Source organism: Longispora albida DSM 44784 (assembly GCF_000379825.1).
Classification (GTDB): domain Bacteria; phylum Actinomycetota; class Actinomycetes; order Mycobacteriales; family Micromonosporaceae; genus Longispora; species Longispora albida.
This window is the reverse complement of the sequence record NZ_KB903837.1, coordinates 68,617-87,635: the sequence shown is the minus strand read 5'-3', so window position 1 is coordinate 87,635 and position 19,019 is coordinate 68,617. Positions and strand designations below refer to the sequence as shown.

The 19,019-nt window shown below is 71.0% G+C and carries 20 protein-coding genes; 11 read left to right on the top strand and 9 right to left on the bottom strand.

Going from position 1 to position 19,019, the window contains the following annotated elements; translation table 11 throughout:
* Positions 1-129 precede the first annotated feature (129 nt).
* Positions 130-465 (bottom strand): nucleotide pyrophosphohydrolase, encoded by a 336-nt coding sequence (locus A3G1_RS0128600; protein WP_026212625.1) that lies wholly within the window; start codon positions 463-465, stop codon positions 130-132.
* A gap of 134 nt (positions 466-599) precedes the next feature.
* Between A3G1_RS0128600 and A3G1_RS0128595 the strand changes: the two genes are divergently transcribed.
* From A3G1_RS0128595 to A3G1_RS0128585, 3 genes are read left to right on the top strand one after another with little or no spacing between them, the layout of a single operon-like run.
* Entirely contained in the window at positions 600-1,730 is a 1,131-nt protein-coding gene (locus A3G1_RS0128595; RefSeq protein ID WP_018352935.1) for an exonuclease SbcCD subunit D, read from the top strand.
* Complete coding sequence (locus A3G1_RS0128590; protein ID WP_018352934.1) at positions 1,730-4,150, top strand: AAA family ATPase; 2,421 nt, start codon at positions 1,730-1,732, stop codon at positions 4,148-4,150. The genes A3G1_RS0128595 and A3G1_RS0128590 overlap by 1 nt, the downstream gene beginning before the upstream one ends.
* Positions 4,147-5,076 (top strand): DNA double-strand break repair nuclease NurA, encoded by a 930-nt coding sequence (locus A3G1_RS0128585; protein ID WP_018352933.1) that lies wholly within the window; start codon positions 4,147-4,149, stop codon positions 5,074-5,076. Before A3G1_RS0128590 ends, A3G1_RS0128585 begins: the two co-directional genes overlap by 4 nt.
* 6 nt (positions 5,077-5,082) lie before the next feature.
* On the opposite strand, the gene A3G1_RS0128580 is transcribed toward A3G1_RS0128585, so the two are convergent.
* The gene (locus tag A3G1_RS0128580) at positions 5,083-5,694 is read right to left on the bottom strand and encodes a hypothetical protein (RefSeq protein WP_018352932.1); all 612 of its coding nucleotides are present in this window, start codon (positions 5,692-5,694) and stop codon (positions 5,083-5,085) included.
* The gene (locus tag A3G1_RS0128575; RefSeq protein ID WP_018352931.1) at positions 5,695-7,155 is read right to left on the bottom strand and encodes a sensor domain-containing diguanylate cyclase; all 1,461 of its coding nucleotides are present in this window, start codon (positions 7,153-7,155) and stop codon (positions 5,695-5,697) included.
* Between the two features lie 173 nt (positions 7,156-7,328).
* Between A3G1_RS0128575 and A3G1_RS0128570 the strand changes: the two genes are divergently transcribed.
* From A3G1_RS0128570 to A3G1_RS0128540, 7 genes are all read left to right on the top strand, one after another.
* A complete protein-coding gene (locus A3G1_RS0128570) occupies positions 7,329-7,532 on the top strand; it encodes a hypothetical protein (protein WP_018352930.1) in 204 nt (67 codons plus the stop codon).
* A gap of 215 nt (positions 7,533-7,747) precedes the next feature.
* Entirely contained in the window at positions 7,748-9,211 is a 1,464-nt protein-coding gene (locus A3G1_RS0128565; RefSeq protein WP_018352929.1) for an alpha/beta hydrolase, read from the top strand.
* Positions 9,212-9,241: 30 nt separating this feature from the next.
* Positions 9,242-9,685 (top strand): GNAT family N-acetyltransferase, encoded by a 444-nt coding sequence (locus A3G1_RS0128560; RefSeq protein ID WP_018352928.1) that lies wholly within the window; start codon positions 9,242-9,244, stop codon positions 9,683-9,685.
* Between the two features lie 137 nt (positions 9,686-9,822).
* Positions 9,823-10,011: a hypothetical protein gene (locus A3G1_RS0128555; RefSeq protein WP_157641463.1), complete on the top strand. Its 189-nt coding sequence runs from the start codon at positions 9,823-9,825 to the stop codon at positions 10,009-10,011.
* 112 nt (positions 10,012-10,123) lie between these two features.
* On the top strand, positions 10,124-10,960 hold the full coding sequence (locus A3G1_RS37290; protein WP_040480098.1) for an aldo/keto reductase: 837 nt from the start codon (positions 10,124-10,126) through the stop codon (positions 10,958-10,960).
* A 56-nt stretch (positions 10,961-11,016) separates the two neighbouring features.
* The gene (locus tag A3G1_RS0128545) at positions 11,017-11,481 is read left to right on the top strand and encodes a hypothetical protein (protein ID WP_018352925.1); all 465 of its coding nucleotides are present in this window, start codon (positions 11,017-11,019) and stop codon (positions 11,479-11,481) included.
* 89 nt (positions 11,482-11,570) lie between these two features.
* Positions 11,571-12,272, top strand: coding sequence for an alpha/beta fold hydrolase (locus A3G1_RS0128540; RefSeq protein ID WP_018352924.1), 702 nt, complete (start codon positions 11,571-11,573; stop codon positions 12,270-12,272).
* A 418-nt stretch (positions 12,273-12,690) separates the two neighbouring features.
* Here the strand turns inward: A3G1_RS0128540 and A3G1_RS0128535 are convergent, their stop codons facing one another.
* The 4 genes from A3G1_RS0128535 to A3G1_RS0128520 form a co-directional block, all read right to left on the bottom strand.
* The gene (locus A3G1_RS0128535; protein ID WP_018352923.1) at positions 12,691-13,422 is read right to left on the bottom strand and encodes a DUF7873 family protein; all 732 of its coding nucleotides are present in this window, start codon (positions 13,420-13,422) and stop codon (positions 12,691-12,693) included.
* A gap of 43 nt (positions 13,423-13,465) precedes the next feature.
* The gene (locus A3G1_RS0128530; protein ID WP_018352922.1) at positions 13,466-14,791 is read right to left on the bottom strand and encodes an NAD(P)/FAD-dependent oxidoreductase; all 1,326 of its coding nucleotides are present in this window, start codon (positions 14,789-14,791) and stop codon (positions 13,466-13,468) included.
* Positions 14,792-14,869: 78 nt separating this feature from the next.
* Positions 14,870-15,328 carry a Clp protease N-terminal domain-containing protein gene (locus A3G1_RS0128525; RefSeq protein ID WP_018352921.1) on the bottom strand — a complete coding sequence of 153 codons (459 nt, stop codon included), beginning with the start codon at positions 15,326-15,328 and terminating at the stop codon, positions 14,870-14,872.
* A gap of 78 nt (positions 15,329-15,406) precedes the next feature.
* Entirely contained in the window at positions 15,407-16,285 is an 879-nt protein-coding gene (locus A3G1_RS0128520; RefSeq protein ID WP_018352920.1) for an ATP-grasp domain-containing protein, read from the bottom strand.
* 206 nt (positions 16,286-16,491) lie between these two features.
* On the opposite strand from A3G1_RS0128520, the gene A3G1_RS0128515 reads away from it, so the two are divergent.
* On the top strand, positions 16,492-17,406 hold the full coding sequence (locus A3G1_RS0128515; RefSeq protein ID WP_018352919.1) for a hypothetical protein: 915 nt from the start codon (positions 16,492-16,494) through the stop codon (positions 17,404-17,406).
* A 173-nt stretch (positions 17,407-17,579) separates the two neighbouring features.
* Here the strand turns inward: A3G1_RS0128515 and msrB are convergent, their stop codons facing one another.
* Positions 17,580-17,999 carry a peptide-methionine (R)-S-oxide reductase MsrB gene (gene msrB, locus A3G1_RS0128510; protein WP_245563614.1) on the bottom strand — a complete coding sequence of 140 codons (420 nt, stop codon included), beginning with the start codon at positions 17,997-17,999 and terminating at the stop codon, positions 17,580-17,582.
* Positions 18,000-18,028: 29 nt separating this feature from the next.
* On the bottom strand, positions 18,029-18,991 hold the full coding sequence (locus A3G1_RS0128505) for a helix-turn-helix domain-containing protein (RefSeq protein WP_018352917.1): 963 nt from the start codon (positions 18,989-18,991) through the stop codon (positions 18,029-18,031).
* Positions 18,992-19,019 lie beyond the last annotated feature (28 nt).

The following is a 19,019-nucleotide window of genomic DNA, read 5'->3' as shown; positions in this document are numbered from 1 at the left end:
CAGCAGGACGAAGCCGGAACACGTCACCCATCCGGATCAGGGGGAGCTGCAAACACTGCTGAGCACGACAGCTCCATTCCCGGCCAGATATTCAACGAGACTCGCATACTCACTCTCCGTGATCTCTCCTCACACGTTGCGGGGGCGGACTCCCACCGGGTAGCGGAGTTCGACCTCGTCGAGTTTGGTGTGGGCTGCCTCGTGCAGGTCGATGCCGAGCCGCATGGCGAGTTGCGAGAGGTAGATGAAGACGTCGGCCATTTCGGAGCTGACCCGGGCCGCGGCCTCCGGGTCGGTCATCACGGCCGCCGACTTCTCCGGGCTGAGCCACTGGAATTCGGCCACAAGCTCGCCCGTCTCCCCCGCGAGCGCCATCACCAGGTTCTTCGGGGTGTGGTACTCCTCCCATCCCCGGTCGGCGGTGAAGGCGCGCAGCCGCGCGTGAAGGCGCTCGGTGTCGGTCATGTACCGATCTTCCGCCACGGGTACGCGCGGCCGCACGGCCGGGGTCCGATCATGTGTTCAAAAAACATCGGCGTGCCTGCCGATGGTGATCGACACCGATACGGCACGATGGCAGGCATGAGGCCGGTATCCGCATGAAGATCCTCCACACCTCCGACTGGCATGTCGGGAAGGTCCTCAAGGGCAACCCCCGGGCCGAGGAGCACATCCGGGTACTCAAGGAGCTGGTCGACCTGGCCGACGCCGAGCGGCCCGACCTGGTGATCGTCGCCGGCGACCTCTACGACACCGCAGCACCGAGTGCCGAGTCGCAGCGGATCGTCATCCGGACGCTGAGCGCGCTGCGCAGGCGGGCCGGCGCGGTCGTCGCCATCGCCGGCAACCACGACAACGGCGCTGAGCTGGAGGCTCTGCGCGGCTGGGCCACGGCGGCCGGGATCGACATCCGGGGCGCGGTCAGCCGTGACCTCGTCGTCACGGGTATCACGGAGGGCGGCGAGCCGTGGCGGTGCCTGGCGCTGCCGTGGCTGTCGCAGCGGTTCGCGGTACGGGCGACGGAGATGTTCGACCTGACCAGCGCGGAGGCCGACCAGCTCTACGCCGACCACGTGGGCCGGCTGATCACGGAGCTGACCAAGGACCAGACCGCCGACTCGGTGAACCTGATCACCGCGCACCTGACCGTCGTGGGCGGGCGGCTCGGCGGCGGGGAGCGGGAGGCGCACACGATCGCGCAGTACGCGGTCCCGACCACCCTCTTCCCCGCGAGTACTCATTACGTCGCTCTCGGTCACCTGCACCGCCGCCAGGAGGTACCCGGACCGTCGAAAGTGCACTATTCGGGCAGCCCGCTGGCGATCGACTTCGGCGAGGCGGACAACACGCCGGGTGCCGTGATCGTGGAGGTCACGCCCGACACCCCGGCCAGGGTCCGCGCGGTACCGATGACGCAGGCCAGGGAGCTGCGGACCGTGCGCGGCACGCTCGAACAGCTCCGCGAGCTCGACACGGCCGACGCCTGGGTGCGGGTATTCATCACCGAGAAGCCCCGGGCCGGCCTGCGCGAGGAGGTGCAGGCCATGCTGCCGAACGCGCTCGACATCCGGATCGACCCCGAGGTGCTCGCCGACGCGGCCCGCACCCAGCGGTCCGTCCGGGCCGGGCGGAGCGCGCGTGAGCTGTTCCGCTCGTACCTGACGGAGCAGAACCACGACGACCCGGCCGTCGCGGACCTGTTCGACAAGATCTACACGGAGATGCACTGATGAGGCCGCTGCGGCTCGACGTGGCGGGCTTCACCGTGTTCCGCGAGCACGCGACCCTCGACCTGACCGGGGCCGACCTGTTCGCGCTGGTCGGCCCGACCGGCTCCGGCAAGTCCACGCTTCTCGACGCGATCTGCTTCGCGCTGTACGGCACGGTGCCGCGCTGGCCGCGCAAGAGCGTGTCGGGCGCGCTGGCCCCGTCGAGCGCCGAGGCCAGGGTGCGGCTCGTCTTCGAGGCGGCCGGGCAGCGGTACGTGGCCTCGCGGGTCGTGCGGCGGGTCGGCAAGCAGGTGCAGACCAAGCACGCTGGGCTGGAGCGGCTGCATCCCGGCTTCGATCTGTCCACTCTCGACACCGGGCTGACGGACGAGCAGCTGGGCGAGGTGCTGGCCGGCACGCCCGCCGAGATGGACCGGGCTGTCGAGCAGGCTGTCGGGCTGCCCTTCGAGCAGTTCATCACGTGCGTGCTGCTGCCGCAGGGCGCGTTCGCCGAGTTCCTGCACGCCACGCCGGCCACCCGGCAGCAGATCCTGGTCAACCTGCTCGGCCTCGGGGTCTACGACGAGATCCGCGAGCGCGCCAACAGCCGGGCGCAGGAGGCCGACGCCAAGCTGCACGCGATCGACTCAGTGCTGTCCGGCGACGTGCCGGGCGACGACCAGATCGCCCAGGCCACGGCGAGGCTCGCCCAGCTCAGCATGCTCGCGGCTGAGGTCGACACCGCGCTGCCGGCTCTCTCGACCGCCGAGCAGGCGGCCACCACAGCAGCTCAGGACCTGCGCAGGGCAGAGGAAGAGCTCCGGGCCGTCGGCGGCATCCAGACCCCGCCCAACCTGACCCATCTGGATGTACGCGCGACGGAGGCCATCGAGGCCCTGCGGCGCGCCGACCGCGAGGTCAGCGGCGGTGAGGCGGCCGAGGAGGAGCTGCTCCGCGCCCGGGACACGGCCGGCGACCCCGCCGTCCTCGCGAAGCTCCTCGACGCCTACGACCGGGCCGACGAGATCCCGGGTGAGATCGACCGGCACGCTGCCGCTCTCGCGGTCGCCGAGCAGGCACATGGCGCCCGGGTGTCCACAGTGGAAGAGGCAGCCCTCGCGGTCCGGCAGGCCGAGGCGGCCCGGGACAAGGCGCGGGACGCCGAGCTGGCCGCAGCGCTGCGCGGGCACCTGGTCACGGGCGAGGACTGCCCGGTATGCGCGCAGCCAGTGCACTCTCTGCCGCAGGTACAAAACAGTGAGAGGCTGACCGAGGCTGACCGCAGGCTCTCAGCGGCCCGGGCCGCGCACGGCGAGGCCGAGCGGGTGCTGCGGGAGTCGGACCGGGAGCTGACCACGCACCGGGCGAATCTGGCCGGGGCGCGGGAGCGGATGGCGAAGGCCGAGGCCTGGTTCGCGGGCAAGCTGGACCGGGCCAGCGCGGCCGAGGCTCTGGCCGCCGCGCAGGATCTGGCCAAGCGGCTGGAGGCGTCCGGCGTCGAGCTGCGGAAGCTGCGGTCCTACCGGCAGGCTGCCCAGAACGAGGCTGACGGCGCGCGCGCGGCCGTGCAGCGGGCCTGGGGCGACTACGACCGGGCCCGGGACTCGGTCGCGCGGTACGAACCCCCGGCACCCGATCGCGAGAACCTGCCCGGCTCCTGGCAGTCGCTGACCGCCTGGGCCGCCGACCGGACCACGGGACTGACCGCGATCCGGGAGGCAGCCCTGGCCGCGTCCGGCTCGGCGGCCGAGACCCTGACGGCGGCACGCTCCACAGTGGAGGACCTGTTCCGGGCGGCGGCGGTGCCGACGAGCGGGCAGTACGTCCGGGACGCGGCCGTCGCCGTCGAACGCGCCTCGGCCGCCGTCGACCGGCTCACCGAGGCGGCCGAGCGGGCCAGGCAGCTCCGCGAGCAGCGGGCCGGGCACGAGGCCGAGGCCCGCACGGCCCGGGCCCTCGCCCAGCACCTCACGGCGACCAACTTCAAGCGCTGGCTGCTGGAGGAGGCGCTGGACCAGCTGGTCGACGGGGCTTCGGCGCTGCTGCTGGAGCTGTCCGGCGGGCAGTACGAGCTGGGCCACGACAAGGGCGAGTTCTTCGTCGTCGACCAGTTCGACGCCGGCCTGCGCCGGACCGTGCGCACCCTGTCCGGCGGCGAGACCTTCCAGGCGTCCCTCGCCCTGGCCCTCGCGCTGTCCGAGCGGCTGTCCGGCATGTCGGAGACCTCGGCCGCCCTGGGCTCGATCATCCTCGACGAGGGCTTCGGTACCCTCGACGCGGCCACACTGGACACTGTCGCCGCGACCCTGGAGAACCTCGCGGCGCGCGGGGACCGGCTCGTCGGCGTCGTCACGCACGTACCCTCGCTGGCCGAGCGGATCCCCGTCCGGTTCGAGGTCAGCAAGTCAGCTGTCAGCGCGACCGTGAAGAGGGTCGGATGAGCCTGTACGTCGACACCTGGGACCCCTCGTACGGCTCGTCGCTGTCCGGCGACGAGCGCTCGGCCTCGGAAGTCCGGGTCGACACCGAGGTCGAGGAGGTGGAGTGGGAGCCGGTCAGCCCGCCGTCCGTCGCCGAGGCCCGGCTCATCCGGCTCGTCGACGGCGTCCGGCGGATCGACGGCCGGGTCTGGCGGGACGCCGGTGACGGCGGGCCGCCCCACCTGGGCATCGCCGCCTCGTACGCGGCGGGCGTCGTCACGTGCGACCTGGCAGCCGGTAGTGCCACGCTCGGCACGCCGCTCCTCGAACGCGGCGTGTTCTCGGCGGCCCAGCTCGACATCCCGCCGATCCGTGGCGCCGTCTACACCTCGTACCCGGCCAGCAACGGCGACCAGGAGTACCTGGTCGCCGCCATCCAGGACCGGCTGCGCAAACTGGAGATCAAGGCGGCTGCCGACGCCGGCTCCGACCACGACCTGATCATCGTGGACGGCCCGCTCGGCGGGCGGGCGGCGCTGCACCGGGCCCTCGGGTACATCAAGACGCACCGGACGCAGTACCTGCCACCGGCCCAGGTGGCCATCGTCGGGCGGCTCACGCCCGGCCAGCGGACCCCGATCTTCAAGCTGTCCGGCGTGTGGGAGCGCTACACCTGGTACCTCCAGCTGCCCGGCGGCGACGGTTCCCCGTGGGCCGGCGTCGTCCGCGTCGAGTGCCAGCCTGGCCTCCCCGTCGCCGACGTCGTCGAGCTGGCCGGCCTGTCGGCGGTCACGCTGCCCAAGCTGGCGTCCAGCCCGTACAAGGATCCGCGCGCCCCGCAGAACCTCCTGCCGATCGGCGGGCTCGAACGCCGGCTGCGCGCCCTGCTCGGCGACGCCCGGCTCCTGCACCGTTCCCTCCGCCTGGCCGTCCAGCAGGCAGGCTGAAAAGGGTCACCAGGAGGGGTCGACCGGCTCGTCCGAGCGCCAGACCACGGGGCGGGTGGCGGCAGGTTTACCCAGAAGCAGGACCGCCGCGAACACGCCGATGGTGATCAGGAACGCCAGAGGGCCACGGGACAGCTGCGCTTTCGTACCCTGGCTCGGGATGCGTTCCAGTTCTGGGTCGACGATCAGGGTGATCCGGTCCCCGACCGGGGTATCGCAGTCGCTGACGCGCTTCGGGTGCATGCGCCCGTCCGGCAGGCGGACCACACACTGCCGGACCCGGATGGTCTTGCGGCGCCCGGCTGCCTCGTCACCGCCAGCGAGGTGGAGATACCAGTCGCTGACCACCGTCGCCTCGACCTGGACGCCACGGTCCAGCAGAACCTGCGCGCGTAACGCCTCGGGCGCCAGGACGAGTATCAGGATCATCAGCAGCCATGCCACGATCACCTGGCCACCGCTGCTGGTCACAGCATCCAGCAGCTTCGTCAGTACCCCGGCGGCGCAGAGGCCTGCGACGATCGCCAGGAGCTTGGAGACGTACACGAACAGGCCAGCCTCGGCCGCCGCAGCCGCCAGCACGCCACACAGCACCCCGACCCGGGCCAGGAACCACATCTAGGACCTCACTGGGACCTTCGCGCCGACCGTGCGGTTGCGGCCGGTGTCCTTCGCCTCCAGTACGGCGATGCTGGCCTGCTCGACGGCATCGGTCACAGTGGACGGCTGGCTGGCCTCCACCACGCCGACGCACACAGTCACCACGCCGCTCGGGTTGCCGCAGTGCTCGATGCCCAGCGCCTCGACGGCCAGCCGGACCTGCTCGCCGGCCGCCATCGCGCCGGGCAGCCGCGTGCCGGGCAGGAGGACGGCGAACTCCTCCCCGCCGTAGCGGTACGTCCTGGCCGCCGGGACGGCCTGCCGGATCGCCTGGCCGACCTTCCGGAGCGTCTCGTGGCCCGCGAGGTAGAGGTAGTGCGCGTTGTAGGAGTGGAAGAGGTCGAGATCGATGAGCAGCAGGCTGTACGGCTCTCCGGCGTCGTGCGCCCGCGCGTGGTCCGCGTCGAAGGCCGCGCTGTTCGGCAGGCCGGTGCGCTGGTCGGTGAGGGCGGCCCTGGCGAGCCGGCGGTTCTCCGACTGGAGCTGCTCGACCTGGGCGGCCAGCCGGTCGGCCTGCTGGTGGCGCGCTTCCTCCCAGTCTTCGAGGCCCGGGTCGTAGACGACCGTCCTGGAACGGCCGAGGGCCTTCGCCCGGTACATCGCGAGATCCGCCTCGCGCAGCAGCTCCTGCGGCAGGCGGCGGGGGCGCACGAGCGCGACACCGGCCGACATGGCCGGACTGAACTCCTCACCCGGCTCACCCGGCAGGCGGAGTGGCACGCTCACCGCGCTGAGGATCTCGTCAGCCGCAGCCCTGGCCTCCTCAGCGTCCGACCGGTCAAGCAGCACCAGGAACTCGTCGCCACCGAACCGCGCTGCTGTGCCCCGGCCGTCGACAGCCCCCGCGATCCGGGCGGCGATCTGCCTCAGCACCTCGTCACCGGCCACGTGCCCGTGATGGTTGTTCACGTACTTGAACTGGTCGAGGTCCAGGAACATCAGCACCGGCCCCGGCCCCGACTCGTGTGCACTGTGGATCGCCTGCTCCAGCCGGGGCAGGAACCCCATCCGGTTGGCCAGGCCGGTGAGCGGATCGGTGTTCAGGCGGTCGCCGAGCCGGTCGGCCAGCTCGGCCCACGCCGTCACGTCGGAGGCGGTGACCACCAGCCCGCCGATCTCCGGATCGGCGCTCAGGTCACGGATCACGAGATCCACGCGGCGGTCGGCGGAGCCGCCGACCGGCACCGCGCACGTGCACCGCGAGACCTCGCCCCGCCCGGCCACCGCCATCAGCAGCGTGGCGACCCGTGCGGCGTCGGCGGCCACGACCAGCTCCGGAAACCGGCCGGAGACACCGCCGGGTAAGCCGAGCAACCGGCCGGCCGCAGGCGAGGCCCACCGCACCCCCAGGTCACCGGGGTCGACGACCAGGACGGCGGCATCACCGGCTTCGAGGACTGCGTGATGGAGACCCGGCATCACACCAGTCTATGGATGGACCGCCACGACCGTCCAAGGTCGACACCGCGCGCCGCCCGTGCGTAACAAAAGGTACAAGTAACCTAAGTTTGGGAAACGTACGCGTAAAGTTGTGCCCACGATTGCCGTCACCTTCGCGCCATCATGTCGTTTCCCAATTTGGGAGGTACATCATGTACGCGTTCGTGCACCACGACAACCACGGCCACTTCCTCGACGTCCGCACGGACTGCCGGCGCTGGCAGATCCCGCTGGACGACACCGAGTCCGACTGCATCTCCGCCGTCCTCACGGGGGTGTACCCGCCCCCGCCAGCCGACCTGACCGGCCTGCGCCAGCTGCTCTTCGACGTGACCGGCCGCGACCCGCTGCGCTGACCACCAGCAAGATCTCCACCAAGATCTTGAACCATCGTCCGAAGTGGAGGACGCGCCCACGGTCCCGGGCGCTCCACCTTCCTCCAGGACGGCACGACAACGCGTGGCGTGAGACCCGCCGTGGCCAAGGCCAGGAAACGGCAGGTCCCGCTGATACCTTCTCCCAGGTGAGACCCCGTTCCGCACGGCCGGGCCGCCTGTCGCCGGGCCGCCGCATGGCCTGCCTGCTCCTCGTCGCCGCGCTCGTGGCTGGCTGCACGAGCGCACCTGACGCCCGGTGGTCCGGCCCGCGTGAGCCGGGCGCGCCGCTCGTCTGGGGCCCGTGCCGCGACATCCGCCAGGTACGCAACGCGACCGTCGAGTGCTCGACGCTGACCGTCCCGGCCGACTGGTCCCAGCCGGGCAGCGGGCAGATGCTGCACATCGCGCTGATCCGGGCCAGGGTCGCCGGGCAGCGGGACCGGATCGGCTCGCTCGTGATCAACCCGGGCGGGCCCGGCGCGTCGGGAGTGGACTACGCGGCGTACTTCGCCTCCGCGGCCCCCGAGGAACTTCTCCGCCGGTTCGACATCGTCGGCTTCGACCCGCGTGGCGTCGGCCGGTCCTCGCCGGTCACGTGCCTCCCGGACCGGTTCAAGGACGAGTCGGCGGCCGCCGAGCCGGACCCGGTGACCCAGGCGCAGTTCGACGAGGCCGTCCTGATGGCCCGGCAGGTCGCCCGGTTGTGCGCACCAGTGGCCGGGCGCAGGTACTCGACCCGGCAGACCGTGTACGACGTGGAGGCGATCCGGGCGGCCCTCGGCGACGAGAAGCTCACCTACCTCGGGTACTCCTACGGCACGCTGCTCGGGGCCGTCTACGCGCACCAGTACCCGTCGCGGGTCAGGGCTGCCGTGCTCGACGGGGCCGTGGATCCCGGGCAGGACTTCGTCACCGCCAGCGAGGGGCAGGCGGCAGGCTTCGAGCGGGCGTTCACCAACTTCGCGGCCTGGTGTACCGAGACTGCCGTGTCCTGCCCGATCGGGCCGGACGCCAAGGCCGCCACGATCGCGCTCATGGACTCCGCCCGCCGGAAGCCGTCCGCCCATCAGGGCAGGCAGGCCACCGCCGGCTGGATCCTGCTCGCCGTCCTCGCTTCCCTGTACCAGCGGGCGGACTGGCCCATCCTCGCCCGTGCCCTGGCCGACCTGCGAGCCGGCGACCCGGCCCGCCTTTTCCGGATCGCCGACACGTTCTACAGCCGCGACCCCAGCGGCCGCTACACCAACCTCATCGACGCGAACCTGGCCATCAACTGCACCGACGAGGGCCAGTCGTCCACAGTGGAGGACATCCGGCGGCTCCAGGGTTCCTGGCGGGCCAAGTACCCGCTGTTCGGCGCGAACCTCGCCGTCAGCCTGCTGCCCTGCGCCCTCTGGGGCCCCGGGCGCGATCCCTACGAGGCCGGGCCGGCCGCCGGAGCCCCGCCGATCCTGGTGATCGGGACGAAGGGCGACCCGGCGACGCCGTACGAGCAGACGGCCAGCCTGGCCGCGCTCCTCGGCACCGGCCGGGTGCTCACCTGGGAGGGCGAGGGCCACACCGCGTACCCGGAGACCGCCTGCGTCAACGACACCGTCCACCAGTACCTCATCGATCTCACCGCCCCGGCCAGCGGCAGGTCCTGCCCGGCCCGGTGAGGCCGCCCAGCTCCCGATAGGCTCAAGATCATGATCTTCCGTGACGCGGTACCCGCCGATCTGCCAGCCATCCTCGCCCTCATGGCCGACGACATCCTCGGCGCCTCCCGCGAGATACCGTGCGGCCCGCAGCACAAGAAGGCCCTCGCCGACATCACCGCCGACCCGCGCAACCGGATGATCGTGGTGGAGCGCGAGGGCGAACTGATCGGCTGCGCCCAGCTCACCTACATCCCCGGCCTGAGCCGCAACGCCTCCGAACGCGCGCTGATCGAATCCGTCCGGATCCGCTCCGACCTGCGCGGCCAGGGCCTCGGCCAGCAGCTCTTCGAGTGGCTGATCGCGGAGGCCACCGCGCACGGCTGCACCCTCGTCCAGCTCACCACCGACAAGAGGCGCACGGACGCCCACCGCTTCTACGACCGGCTCGGCTTCACCAAGAGCCACGAGGGCTACAAGCTCACAGTCGGCTAGCCGACAGCCAGGGCCCGTGAGCACATGAGACAGTGCTCGGTAGCACGTCCACAACTCCATCGTTCGTGATCACAACGGATGGCCCTCACTTCTGGGGGAGAGGTCTGTCCGCATCACGGCCGATGGAGAGGAACGACGTGAAGAGAACAACCGCACTGCTGCACATTTTCCAGGGCTCCGCACTACTCGGCGGGCTCACCGGCCTCGCCTCGTGGGTGCGCGACCACGACGCCGTCTCCGCGGTCATCGTGACCGGCGGGACGACGGGCAGCGCCATCCTCCTCGGCCTGGCCATCGCGGCCTTCCTCGCCGGGGAGACGAGATAGCACCACCAGCGACCGCCCCCGGCCCGGCGCCGGGGGCTCGCCGCTTCTCGCCCCCACCCCATTCAGCTGCGCGGCCGATTCCGGATTCCGCCACCGCGGCTATCCTCCGGGGATGAGTTCAACCTTTGTCCTAGATGGAGTGACGCCGGTCAGCCGGCTCGGATACGGCGCCATGCAGATCACCGGCCCGGGCTGGTACGGCGAGCCCGCCGACCGGCCGGAGGCCATCCGGGTGCTCCGTCGCGCGGTCGAGCTGGGCGTCAACCTGATCGACACCGCCGACTCGTACGGGCCGCACATCTCCGAGGAGCTGATCGCCGAGGCCCTGCACCCCTACCCGGAGGGCCTGGTGATCGCCACCAAGGGCGGGCTGACCCGGCCCGGCCCCGGCCAGTGGGCCCGGCACGCCCCGCCCGGCGAGCTGCGCGGCCTGGTCGAGGGCAGCCTCCGCCGCCTCAAGCTGGAGCGCATCGACCTGTACCAGCTGCACCGGATCGACGTCCGCTACCCGGCGGAGGCCCAGTTCGAGGCGCTGGCCGAGCTGCGCGCCGAGGGCAAGATCGGGCACATCGGGCTCTCCGAGGTCACGGTGGCCGAGATCGAGCTGGCCCGCTCCATCGTCCCGATCGCGACCGTGCAGAACATCTACAACCTGCTCCAGCGGGACTGGGAGGACGTTGTCGACCACTGCGCCGCCCACAACATCGGCTTCTTCCCCTGGCACCCGATCGCCACCGGCGAGCTCGCCCGGCCGGGCGGCCCGCTCGACGCCATCGCCAGGGAACACGAGGCCACCCCGGCCCAGGTCGCCCTCGCGTGGCTGCTCCAGCGCACGCCGGTGATGCTGCCGATCCCCGGTACGTCCAAAGTGAAGCACCTCGAGGAGAACATGGCCGGCGGAGATCTCAAGCTCTCGGCCGCGGCGGTCGAGACGCTCGACAACCTCTGAGCCAGGTTCGCGGCCCGGGCTGTTGTCCCGGGCCGCGCAAGGTCATACTCGCGGGCATGGCGATTCGCGCGCAGTTCACGATTGCCCTGCTGCTGCTCGCTTTCGGCACGGCGGTGCTGGCCATGCCGGCGAGCGTCGAGGGCACGGCCGTGCTCAGGATCAGCCCCGGTCATGAGATGTCCGTTGTGGACGCGATCGGCATCGTCCCGCTCGCCGTCGGCGGTACGTGGCTGGAGGTCCTGATCGTCCTCCGCTTCCCCCGGCTCCACCTCGGGCCCCGGACGACCCTGACACTGGGCTTCCTGGCCGGCCTCGGCCTCGGCCTGGTCCTCGCCTCCGTCTACCAGGGCTTCTGGTGGTGGGCACTGGGCGCGGGCCTCTTCGCCGCCGTACTGGCCGGCCTGACAGCCCGGGCGCTCACCACAAGCGAGCCACCCGCTCCGGCGGAGCCACCACAGCCGGAACAGGCGGCAGAGGAAGACACCGATTCCCCGGTACAGGAGGAAAAGCTTTTGACCTGAGTTCGTGGCTTTTGTTCTGCTGGCTGGACGGAACCTTCCAGCGAGACGCTGGGGTCGCCGGCCTCGGGATCTTGCGCTAGATTCCCGCGGTGGCTGAATTCGTACTGGTGGCGGGCGCGTGGCTGGGATCGTGGGCGTGGAGCGAGGTGGTTCCCGAGCTACGGGCGGCGGGCCACGGCGCGCACGCGCTGACGCTGTCGGGGCTCGCCGACAAGCGTGGCGTACCCGCCGGGCAGCAGACCCACGTCCAGGACATCGTTGACCACGTCGAACGGCTGGACCTGCGCGACGTCGTCCTTGTGGGGCACAGCTACGCCGGCATCCCCGCCGGGCAGGCCGCCGAGCTGATCGGCGATCGCCTCACCCGGGTGGTCTTCGTCGACTCCAACGTCCCGGCTGACGGTGCTTCGTTCGCCTCCAGCTGGTCAGAACGCGGGCAGGCGATGCTGACGGCTTCCCTCGCCGGGAACGGGGGCTTCTGGCCGCCGTTGACCGAGGCCGACTTCGACGGGCAGGGCCTCACCGGCGAGCAGATCACCCGGATCGTGGAAGGTTCGACGCCGCAACCGGGTGCCACCCTGACCGAGGCGGCCAGGTTGCCACGGCCGCTGGGCGAGTTCGCGGTGACATACGTCAAATGCCTGCTCAGCGGAGCGGCACCGAGCGACGACGTGGCAGAACTGCTGGCCAGCGAACACTGGCAGCTGGTCACGATGGACACCGGTCACTGGCCGATGTTCTCCCAGCCACGCGAACTGGCCAAGCTCCTCGTGGACGCGGCCGATGCGTGACTGGTGCCTGTAGGTGAAGGCCGGGGGCGTAGCCTGCCCCCGGCCTTCGTGATGCCACCCAATTGCGCACCCCAGCACGTTTAAACGCGCGGATCAGTCTGCTCATACGCCGCGTCTTACCGTTGAGACCATGCGCCCCTGTGGCGGGCGCGGTAGGAGTCGAACCTACATCTCGGCGTCAGTGAGTCCTCGCGTGCTCGATCTGGAGTTCGGCGGCGAATGCTGAATCTGGAGCGATAGTCTGAGTTTCATCACGGCCGCCTCTACCGGCTTGGGCTACTCAGGCGTGGAATGCCCGAGGGTGGAGTCGAACCACCAGCTGACACCGTGTCTGGTCAGGCTGAACGTCTCAGTTTCAGCTTGCTGGCCGCCAGTCCGGCGGCCCTGCCCCGCGCTCCCGCGGGGCGTCCATATCGGACTACCTGAACAGGTACCCGAAAACCTTCTCGCCGACCTGGCGGTCGGTGACCTCCGTGTTGTTCGCCTCCTCACGGGCGAACTTGACGGCGTGCTGGAGCTTCTCGACCCGGTCGAGCAGCTCGGAGACCCGCTTGGCCGGCAGCGCACCGGAGAACTTGACCGTGGTCCAGTACCCGACGGCGATGTCCTCGTAGTACACCTCGACCTGGGCCGGGTGCTTCTCGGTCGCCTCGGCCTTGACGTGGTTACGCGGCACCTTCTTGGTCCGGATCGTCTTCACCGGCTCGGTCGACCAGCAGTCGGCGGAGTCGTTGAACGACCACGACTCGGCGGCGTCGAGCACCGGCAGCTTCTTCACGAACGTGTGCAGGTCGGTGAGCTGCTTCTCCAGGAAGAGCAGGTAGGTGACCGGCACGTCCGACAGCAGGACGCGGTCGTCGACACGGACGTCGGCCCTGGCCACGGCGTTGGTCGCGTCCTTGGAAGCCGTCACGTCGAAGAGCTTGGCCAGCCCGGCCCCGACCTGGCGGAGCACGTCCTCCGCGCGGGTCTGCACCTTGGTCGACTCCGGCGGAAGCTGCTCGCCTTCCTCATCCTTCGGCTGGTACGTCCGGGAGATGCCGGACAGCAGAGCCGGCTTCTGCACCGCGTGGTGGGCCTCGGTGAGGTCATGAAAGGACTTGCTCTTGATGCCCTTTTCAACGGCGATGATCTGATTCAGCTTTGCCACGCCCGGAACCCTAGGCGACACATCCCTTACCCCGCAACGGAAATCAGCTCAGCGCCCGGCGGCCCGGGGCCTTGCGGGCCGCGCGGAGCACGTTCCAGATCATCGACGGTCGCTTGAGGACGGACGGCGGAAGCACCATCTGCTGCACGCCGGTGAACGCCTTGCGGACATCGAGGTCGACCTGTGCGGCGAGCTGGATCTGACGGGAGTACTTGTTGAGCAGGCCGATGCCGCGCGGGCGGTCGCCAAGGGTCTCCGGGTACGCGAAGTCGCCGCCGGACGCGAACTGCCACGGGGTCGCGATGATCTCGGCTGCGCGGCGGTAGAAGGCGGCGGACAGGGCCGGTGACGGGGAACGGTACTCGTCGAGCAGCTCGCCGAGCGCCACCGCCTCCAGAGCCGCGCAGGTCATGCCCTGGCCGTAGATCGGGTTGAAGCTGCAGATCGCGTCGCCGAGGGCCACGTACCCGCCCGGGACCCGGGTCACGTCCTCGAAGTGGCGGCGGCGGCTCGACGGGAAGGAGTAGCAGGTCAGGTCGGACAAGGGTTCGCAGGAGCCGAGGAGGCGGGCCGGTGCCGGGTGCGGCAGGCTGCTGGCGTGCTCGGCGAAGCCAGCCTCGTCCTTCGGGTACGCGCCGTGCCAGCCGCCCAGCGAGATCAGCCAGCGGTCGCCCTCGATCGGCAGGACGAGCCCGGCGCGCTTGCCGCCCGGCGCGGTCGGCATGACGAACACCGCCTCGCCCTCGTGCAGGTCGCCGGGCGAGCGGCGGTAGAGCTGCGTGGCGTACCCGACGCCGATCTTCACCTCGGAGACGGCCGGGCCCCGGTACCCGAACGCGGCCAGCCACCGGTCCGACCGGCTGCCCCGGCCCGAGCAGTCGACGACCAGCTCGGCTGGCAGGACACTGCCGTCGTCGAGCCGGACGCCGGTCACCTGGCCGGACTCGCCAGCCACCAGGCCGGACACCGCGACCTCGGAACGGATCTCCACCTGGGAGCCCTCCAGGAGCCGCTCGCGGAGGGTCAGCTCCAGCAGCGGGCGGCTGAAGGACAGCAGCCGCATGCCGGTGGCCGCACGGGGCCAGATGATGCCGTACCGGTAGATCGACAGGTCCTGCCCGGGGTCGAAGTCTGTCGCTCCCTCGCGTACCAGGAAAGAAAGCAGGCCGGGGAAAAGACCGTCGAGAGCGCGCTGACCGGCCAGGAGCAGCACATGCCCGTGCGCGCCCTGCGGGACGCCGCGCCGGGGCACGGCCTCGGCCGGCAGCGTGTCCCGGTCGAGCACGACGACCTGGTCGAACCGGTCTGTGAGCACCCTGGCTGCTGCGAGGCCGGCGATGCCAGCTCCGATAACGACTGCCGTCCGCATCGGTCCATCTTAGAGCGAGCGGAGGCAGGCACAGGCACCCGCGCGAGGGAGCTGCGCGGGTGCCTGTGCCGCCGGTTCCTACTTGTGCTGCGGGCCCAGCACGCCGGCCTTGTGCGCCTTGAGCACGGCGTCTGCCTCGGCCTGGGTCAGCTTGCCGCTGGACACCGCCGCCTTGAGCCGCTCGTTCAGCTTCTCCTCGCGCTTGGCGTCGTGCTGGCCCCTGAGCTTCTCCAGCGCCGCCTTGAGCTGGTCCTCGGTGACGCCGAGTTCCTTGGCGAGGTTCTTCAGGTGCTCCTCGCGATCGCCCTTGCGGATGTTCTTCATCGCCGCCTGGACCTTGTCCTTGTCGATCCCGAGGGCCTGAGCCAGCGCCTCGGCGTCCGCGCCGCCACCCTTACCCGGCCGGCGGTGCTCGGCCGCGATGCCCGGCTTGGCCGCCGGCCGGTCGCCGTCCGCTGACCAGGCCACGGCCGGGACCGCGAGCGCCGCGGCGGCAACTGCGCCAATACCTACCGTTACCAGGATCTTCTTCTTCATATCTCTCCCTGGGTGAGCGTCCTGCACTCATCGTGACCCGGGTGCCTGTGCCAGGCCTGAGCCGAACCTGGGAACTTTCTATGTGCGCTCCCAGCCTCCTGGAGGGGCCCCGACCAGCGCTTTCAGCACCGGCGAGCAGTCAGTACCCGCTGGAAGATCACTGACCTGACCGTCCCCGACCTCGATCACGCGCCACCGGCCGTCAGAGTGCTGGGCGACATCCGTGGTCACGAACCGGCGGCCGAAAACCTGGACACAGTCACCGATCGCGGCGAGCTCCGGCACAGGATGACCGGCTGGCGTGTCCGGGTGCGGGCCGACCAGAACCGGCTCCCCGTCGACCCACCACACGCGGGCCTCAGCCGCCCGGCCGCGCTCCCCGCGCAGATCCTCGAAGACCCGGAGCACCAGCCCACCGGCCAGGTCACCGGCCTGCAACTCCAGGAACCGGGCAGCTGTCCCCCGCACGGCCCCGCCGTCTCGGAGGTCGGGAATGAAGCAGGCCGCCGCCCACTCGTGCTTGCGGGACTTCACGTAGTCCTTGACCAGGCCAGGGCCGGGCGGGAGCCGCAGGGCGAGCGCTCCAGCCTCCCCTGCGGTCACTGGCGCCGGCAGCCACACGCTGGCCGGCGTGACATCCGCGAAGGTCTCGTACCAGCCGGGCAGCTCGTGAGCGGCCTGGTAGCCGGCGGGCGTGACGACGAGGCGGCCACCCAGAGCGGCGTCGAGGCCTGCGTAGCGAGCCGAGGGGACCATCCAGCCCCGGTACCAGAACGGGCCGGTGCCGGCTGGGACCCGGCGGATGGCGGCTCCGGGATCGCCGGACAGCAGCGCGTCGTGGTCGACCAGGTGAACCGTGCCGCCGAGGTCACGGACGGCGGCAGCCTCCGCCGCGAAGTGGGGGTCGGTGCGGCGCGGGTTGAGCGGGTCGGCGCAGTACAGGAAGGTGCCTGGCATGGCGGCCAGGATAGCCGCGGAGCGCGAGTTCCGAAGTGGACCTCCAGGCGGGGCGGCGTTGCGGGGGGAAAGTGGATCTAGTAGGTTTCCGGGCACGCCGTTGAGTGAGAGAGGAGGTCAGAACAATGTCCGATGTTCTGCGCCCCTCCCGCGTTCCGGCGTCTACGCGGATCTGACCGGGGCGTTCGCTTTCCGGAGGTTCCACCATGACCGAACTCGTCATGCCCCACGCCGATGTTGTTTTCCGCCAGCTGGCCGCTGGTGAGGAGGATCTGTTCGACTCCATGCCCGATCCGCTGCCCGAGCTGCGGCAGGTGGGATACGCGGACGGGATCGCCGGCGGCGGGTACGTGCCCGAGCGGACCTGGGTCGCCATACGCGATGGCAAGGTCGTCGCCAGGGCCGCGTGGCTCCTGCCGCCTGGTTCGTCCGGCTCGCCGTGGCTGGAACGCTTCGACCTGGCCGCCGAGGCCGAGGTGGGCGCGGCGTTGCTGCGTAGGGCACACGAGGCGCTGGGCGGCCCGCAGAAGTACTACGCCGCCCTGCCCGCCCACTGGCGACGCCGGCCCGAGGTGCTCGCCGTCGCGGGTCCCCGGCTGGAGGCCGCCCGGCTCGCTGGGCTGACCGAGGGCGGGGAGCGGGTGCGGTTCTCGTGGGCTGGTACGCCGCTGCCGGAGGCTTCGGGCCGGTACACGGTCCGCCCGGCCACCGACGCCGCCGAGATCAACGCGCTGGTCGCCAGGATCGCCGAGCCCGACGTACTCACCGGAGCCGAGATCGCCCAGGCTGCCGGCGGCGTCGACCTGGCGGCCGATCCGCTGGCCTGGTTCAGGGGGCCGGTCGGCAACTGGCTCGTCGCCCTCGACGGCGGGGAGCCGGCCGGCCTGGCCGGGACGGCGGGAGACGTCTGCTATCCGATGCTCGGGTACCTCGGCCTGCTCGATCCGGGTGCGCGCGGCGACCTGCTGGTCGAGGCGGTCAGGGTGCTGGAGGCTGGTGGCGCCCGGGAGGTCGTCGCCGACGTGGACGCGCATCGCGTGCGGGTACTGGCCGAACTGGAAAGGACCGGATTCCGGCGGCTGCGCTGCCGCATCCTCTTCGAACCGGCCGAAGTCCACTAGGGACTAATCGCGAAGGCAGCCGCGGCCTGGCCACGGCTGCCTTTCCCCGTGCTGCGGGGTCAGCGCAGTCCTGACGTGTGGTCGCGGTGGCCCTGGCCAATGCGGACGTTAATGGGGAAATCGCGACAGAAGTCCCGCATGCGGCGGGCGGGGACCCGGCTATTCCGGTGCCGCTATTCCGTAGCCTCTTCAGCCGGTACCAGCGTCAGGCTGATCGAGTTGATGCAGAAGCGCTGGTCGGTCGGCGTGGCGTAGCCCTCGCCCTCGAAGACGTGCCCGAGGTGCGAGTCGCAGGTGGCGCACCGGACCTCGACGCGCCGCATGCCGTGCGAGGTGTCCTCGATGTAGCGCACCCGGTCCTCGGCGAGCGGGGTGTAGAACGACGGCCAGCCGCAGTGCGAGTCGAACTTGGTCTCGCTGGTGAACAGCTCGGCACCGCAGGCCCGGCAGCTGTACACGCCGCGCGTCTTCGTGTCGGTGTACTCGCCGGTCCACGGCGCCTCCGTACCCGCCTGGCGGAGCACCCGGAACTCCTCCGGGGTGAGCCGCTCACGCCATTCAGCTTCAGTACTCGGCAGTTTGTCCATACCCACAACCGTATGCGACGCGGCCACCAGAATCCTTACGTGCCGGTGAAGGCCCTGCGGTATGCCGAGGGCGAGGTGCGCAGCGCCCGGGTGAAGTGGTGACGGTACGTGACCGGGGACTCGAACCCGACCATCGCCGCGATCTCCTCCACGCCCAGGCCCGGCGACTCCAGCAGCGGCAGGCTCGCCGTGATCCGCTGGGCGATCAGCCACCGGATCGGGCTGGTGCCGGCCCTGGCCGCGAACTGGCGCTGGTACGTGCGCGGCGCCAGGCACGCCACCCTGGCCATGTCGGCGAGGGTCAGCGGGCTGGACAGCCGGCCCAGTGCCCAGGCCATGCTGGCGGCGATCGGGTCGCCGGGGCCGGGCTCCGGTACGGCGGACTCGATGAACTGGGCCTGGCCGCCCTCCCGGTGCGGCGGGATGACCAGGCGGCGGGCGACCGTGTTCGCGAGCTTCGCCCCGTGGTCCTTGCGGACGATGTACAGGCAGACGTCCAGCCCGGCGGCGCTGCCGGCTCCCGTGATGACGTCGTCCTCGTCGACGTAGAGGACGCCGGGGTCGACTGTCACCTGCGGATAGCGGCGGGCCAGCAGGTCCGCGTACCGCCAGTGGGTCGTGGCCCGGCGGCCGTCCAGCACCCCGGCGCCGGCCAGCGCGAAGGCACCCGAGCAGATCGACACCAGCCGGGCCTTCGTGGTCCGGAGGGCCGCGACGAGGGCGGGGTGCGGGTCGGCGCGCACGTCGGGTACGCCGGGAATGATGATCGTGTCAGCGGCGGCCAGCACCTCCGGGCCGTGATCGGCGGTCAGGGCGAATCCGCCGACCGCCCGCATCGGCTGGCCGGGCGTGGCCGAGCAGACGTCGAGGCTGTACCAGGGGCCGCCGATCTCCGGCCGGGGCAGCCCGAACACCTCCACCACCACGCCGAACTCGAAGGGCGTCATCCCTTCGTACGTCCACACGGCGACCCGGTGCGGCCTGCTGCTGATCTTCATGTGGCCAGATGTTAGCGGTACCGGGCGT

Excerpts from the sequence above, each read along its gene's own strand:
- A3G1_RS0128570 (WP_018352930.1), top strand. The coding sequence starts at position 7,329 with ATGTACGCGTTCGTGCACCACGACAACCACGGCCACTTCCTCGACGTC.
- A3G1_RS0128505 (WP_018352917.1), bottom strand. The coding sequence starts at position 18,991 with ATGAAGATCAGCAGCAGGCCGCACCGGGTCGCCGTGTGGACGTACGAA.
- A3G1_RS0128585 (WP_018352933.1), top strand. The coding sequence starts at position 4,147 with ATGAGCCTGTACGTCGACACCTGGGACCCCTCGTACGGCTCGTCGCTG.
- A3G1_RS0128600 (WP_026212625.1), bottom strand. The coding sequence starts at position 465 with ATGACCGACACCGAGCGCCTTCACGCGCGGCTGCGCGCCTTCACCGCC.
- A3G1_RS0128580 (WP_018352932.1), bottom strand. The coding sequence starts at position 5,694 with ATGTGGTTCCTGGCCCGGGTCGGGGTGCTGTGTGGCGTGCTGGCGGCT.
- A3G1_RS0128530 (WP_018352922.1), bottom strand. The coding sequence starts at position 14,791 with ATGCGGACGGCAGTCGTTATCGGAGCTGGCATCGCCGGCCTCGCAGCA.
- A3G1_RS37290 (WP_040480098.1), top strand. The coding sequence starts at position 10,124 with ATGAGTTCAACCTTTGTCCTAGATGGAGTGACGCCGGTCAGCCGGCTC.
- A3G1_RS0128525 (WP_018352921.1), bottom strand. The coding sequence starts at position 15,328 with ATGAAGAAGAAGATCCTGGTAACGGTAGGTATTGGCGCAGTTGCCGCC.
- A3G1_RS0128545 (WP_018352925.1), top strand. The coding sequence starts at position 11,017 with ATGGCGATTCGCGCGCAGTTCACGATTGCCCTGCTGCTGCTCGCTTTC.
- A3G1_RS0128575 (WP_018352931.1), bottom strand. The coding sequence starts at position 7,155 with ATGCCGGGTCTCCATCACGCAGTCCTCGAAGCCGGTGATGCCGCCGTC.
- A3G1_RS0128520 (WP_018352920.1), bottom strand. The coding sequence starts at position 16,285 with ATGCCAGGCACCTTCCTGTACTGCGCCGACCCGCTCAACCCGCGCCGC.
- A3G1_RS0128590 (WP_018352934.1), top strand. The coding sequence starts at position 1,730 with ATGAGGCCGCTGCGGCTCGACGTGGCGGGCTTCACCGTGTTCCGCGAG.
- A3G1_RS0128595 (WP_018352935.1), top strand. The coding sequence starts at position 600 with ATGAAGATCCTCCACACCTCCGACTGGCATGTCGGGAAGGTCCTCAAG.
- A3G1_RS0128560 (WP_018352928.1), top strand. The coding sequence starts at position 9,242 with ATGATCTTCCGTGACGCGGTACCCGCCGATCTGCCAGCCATCCTCGCC.
- A3G1_RS0128565 (WP_018352929.1), top strand. The coding sequence starts at position 7,748 with ATGGCCTGCCTGCTCCTCGTCGCCGCGCTCGTGGCTGGCTGCACGAGC.
- A3G1_RS0128515 (WP_018352919.1), top strand. The coding sequence starts at position 16,492 with ATGACCGAACTCGTCATGCCCCACGCCGATGTTGTTTTCCGCCAGCTG.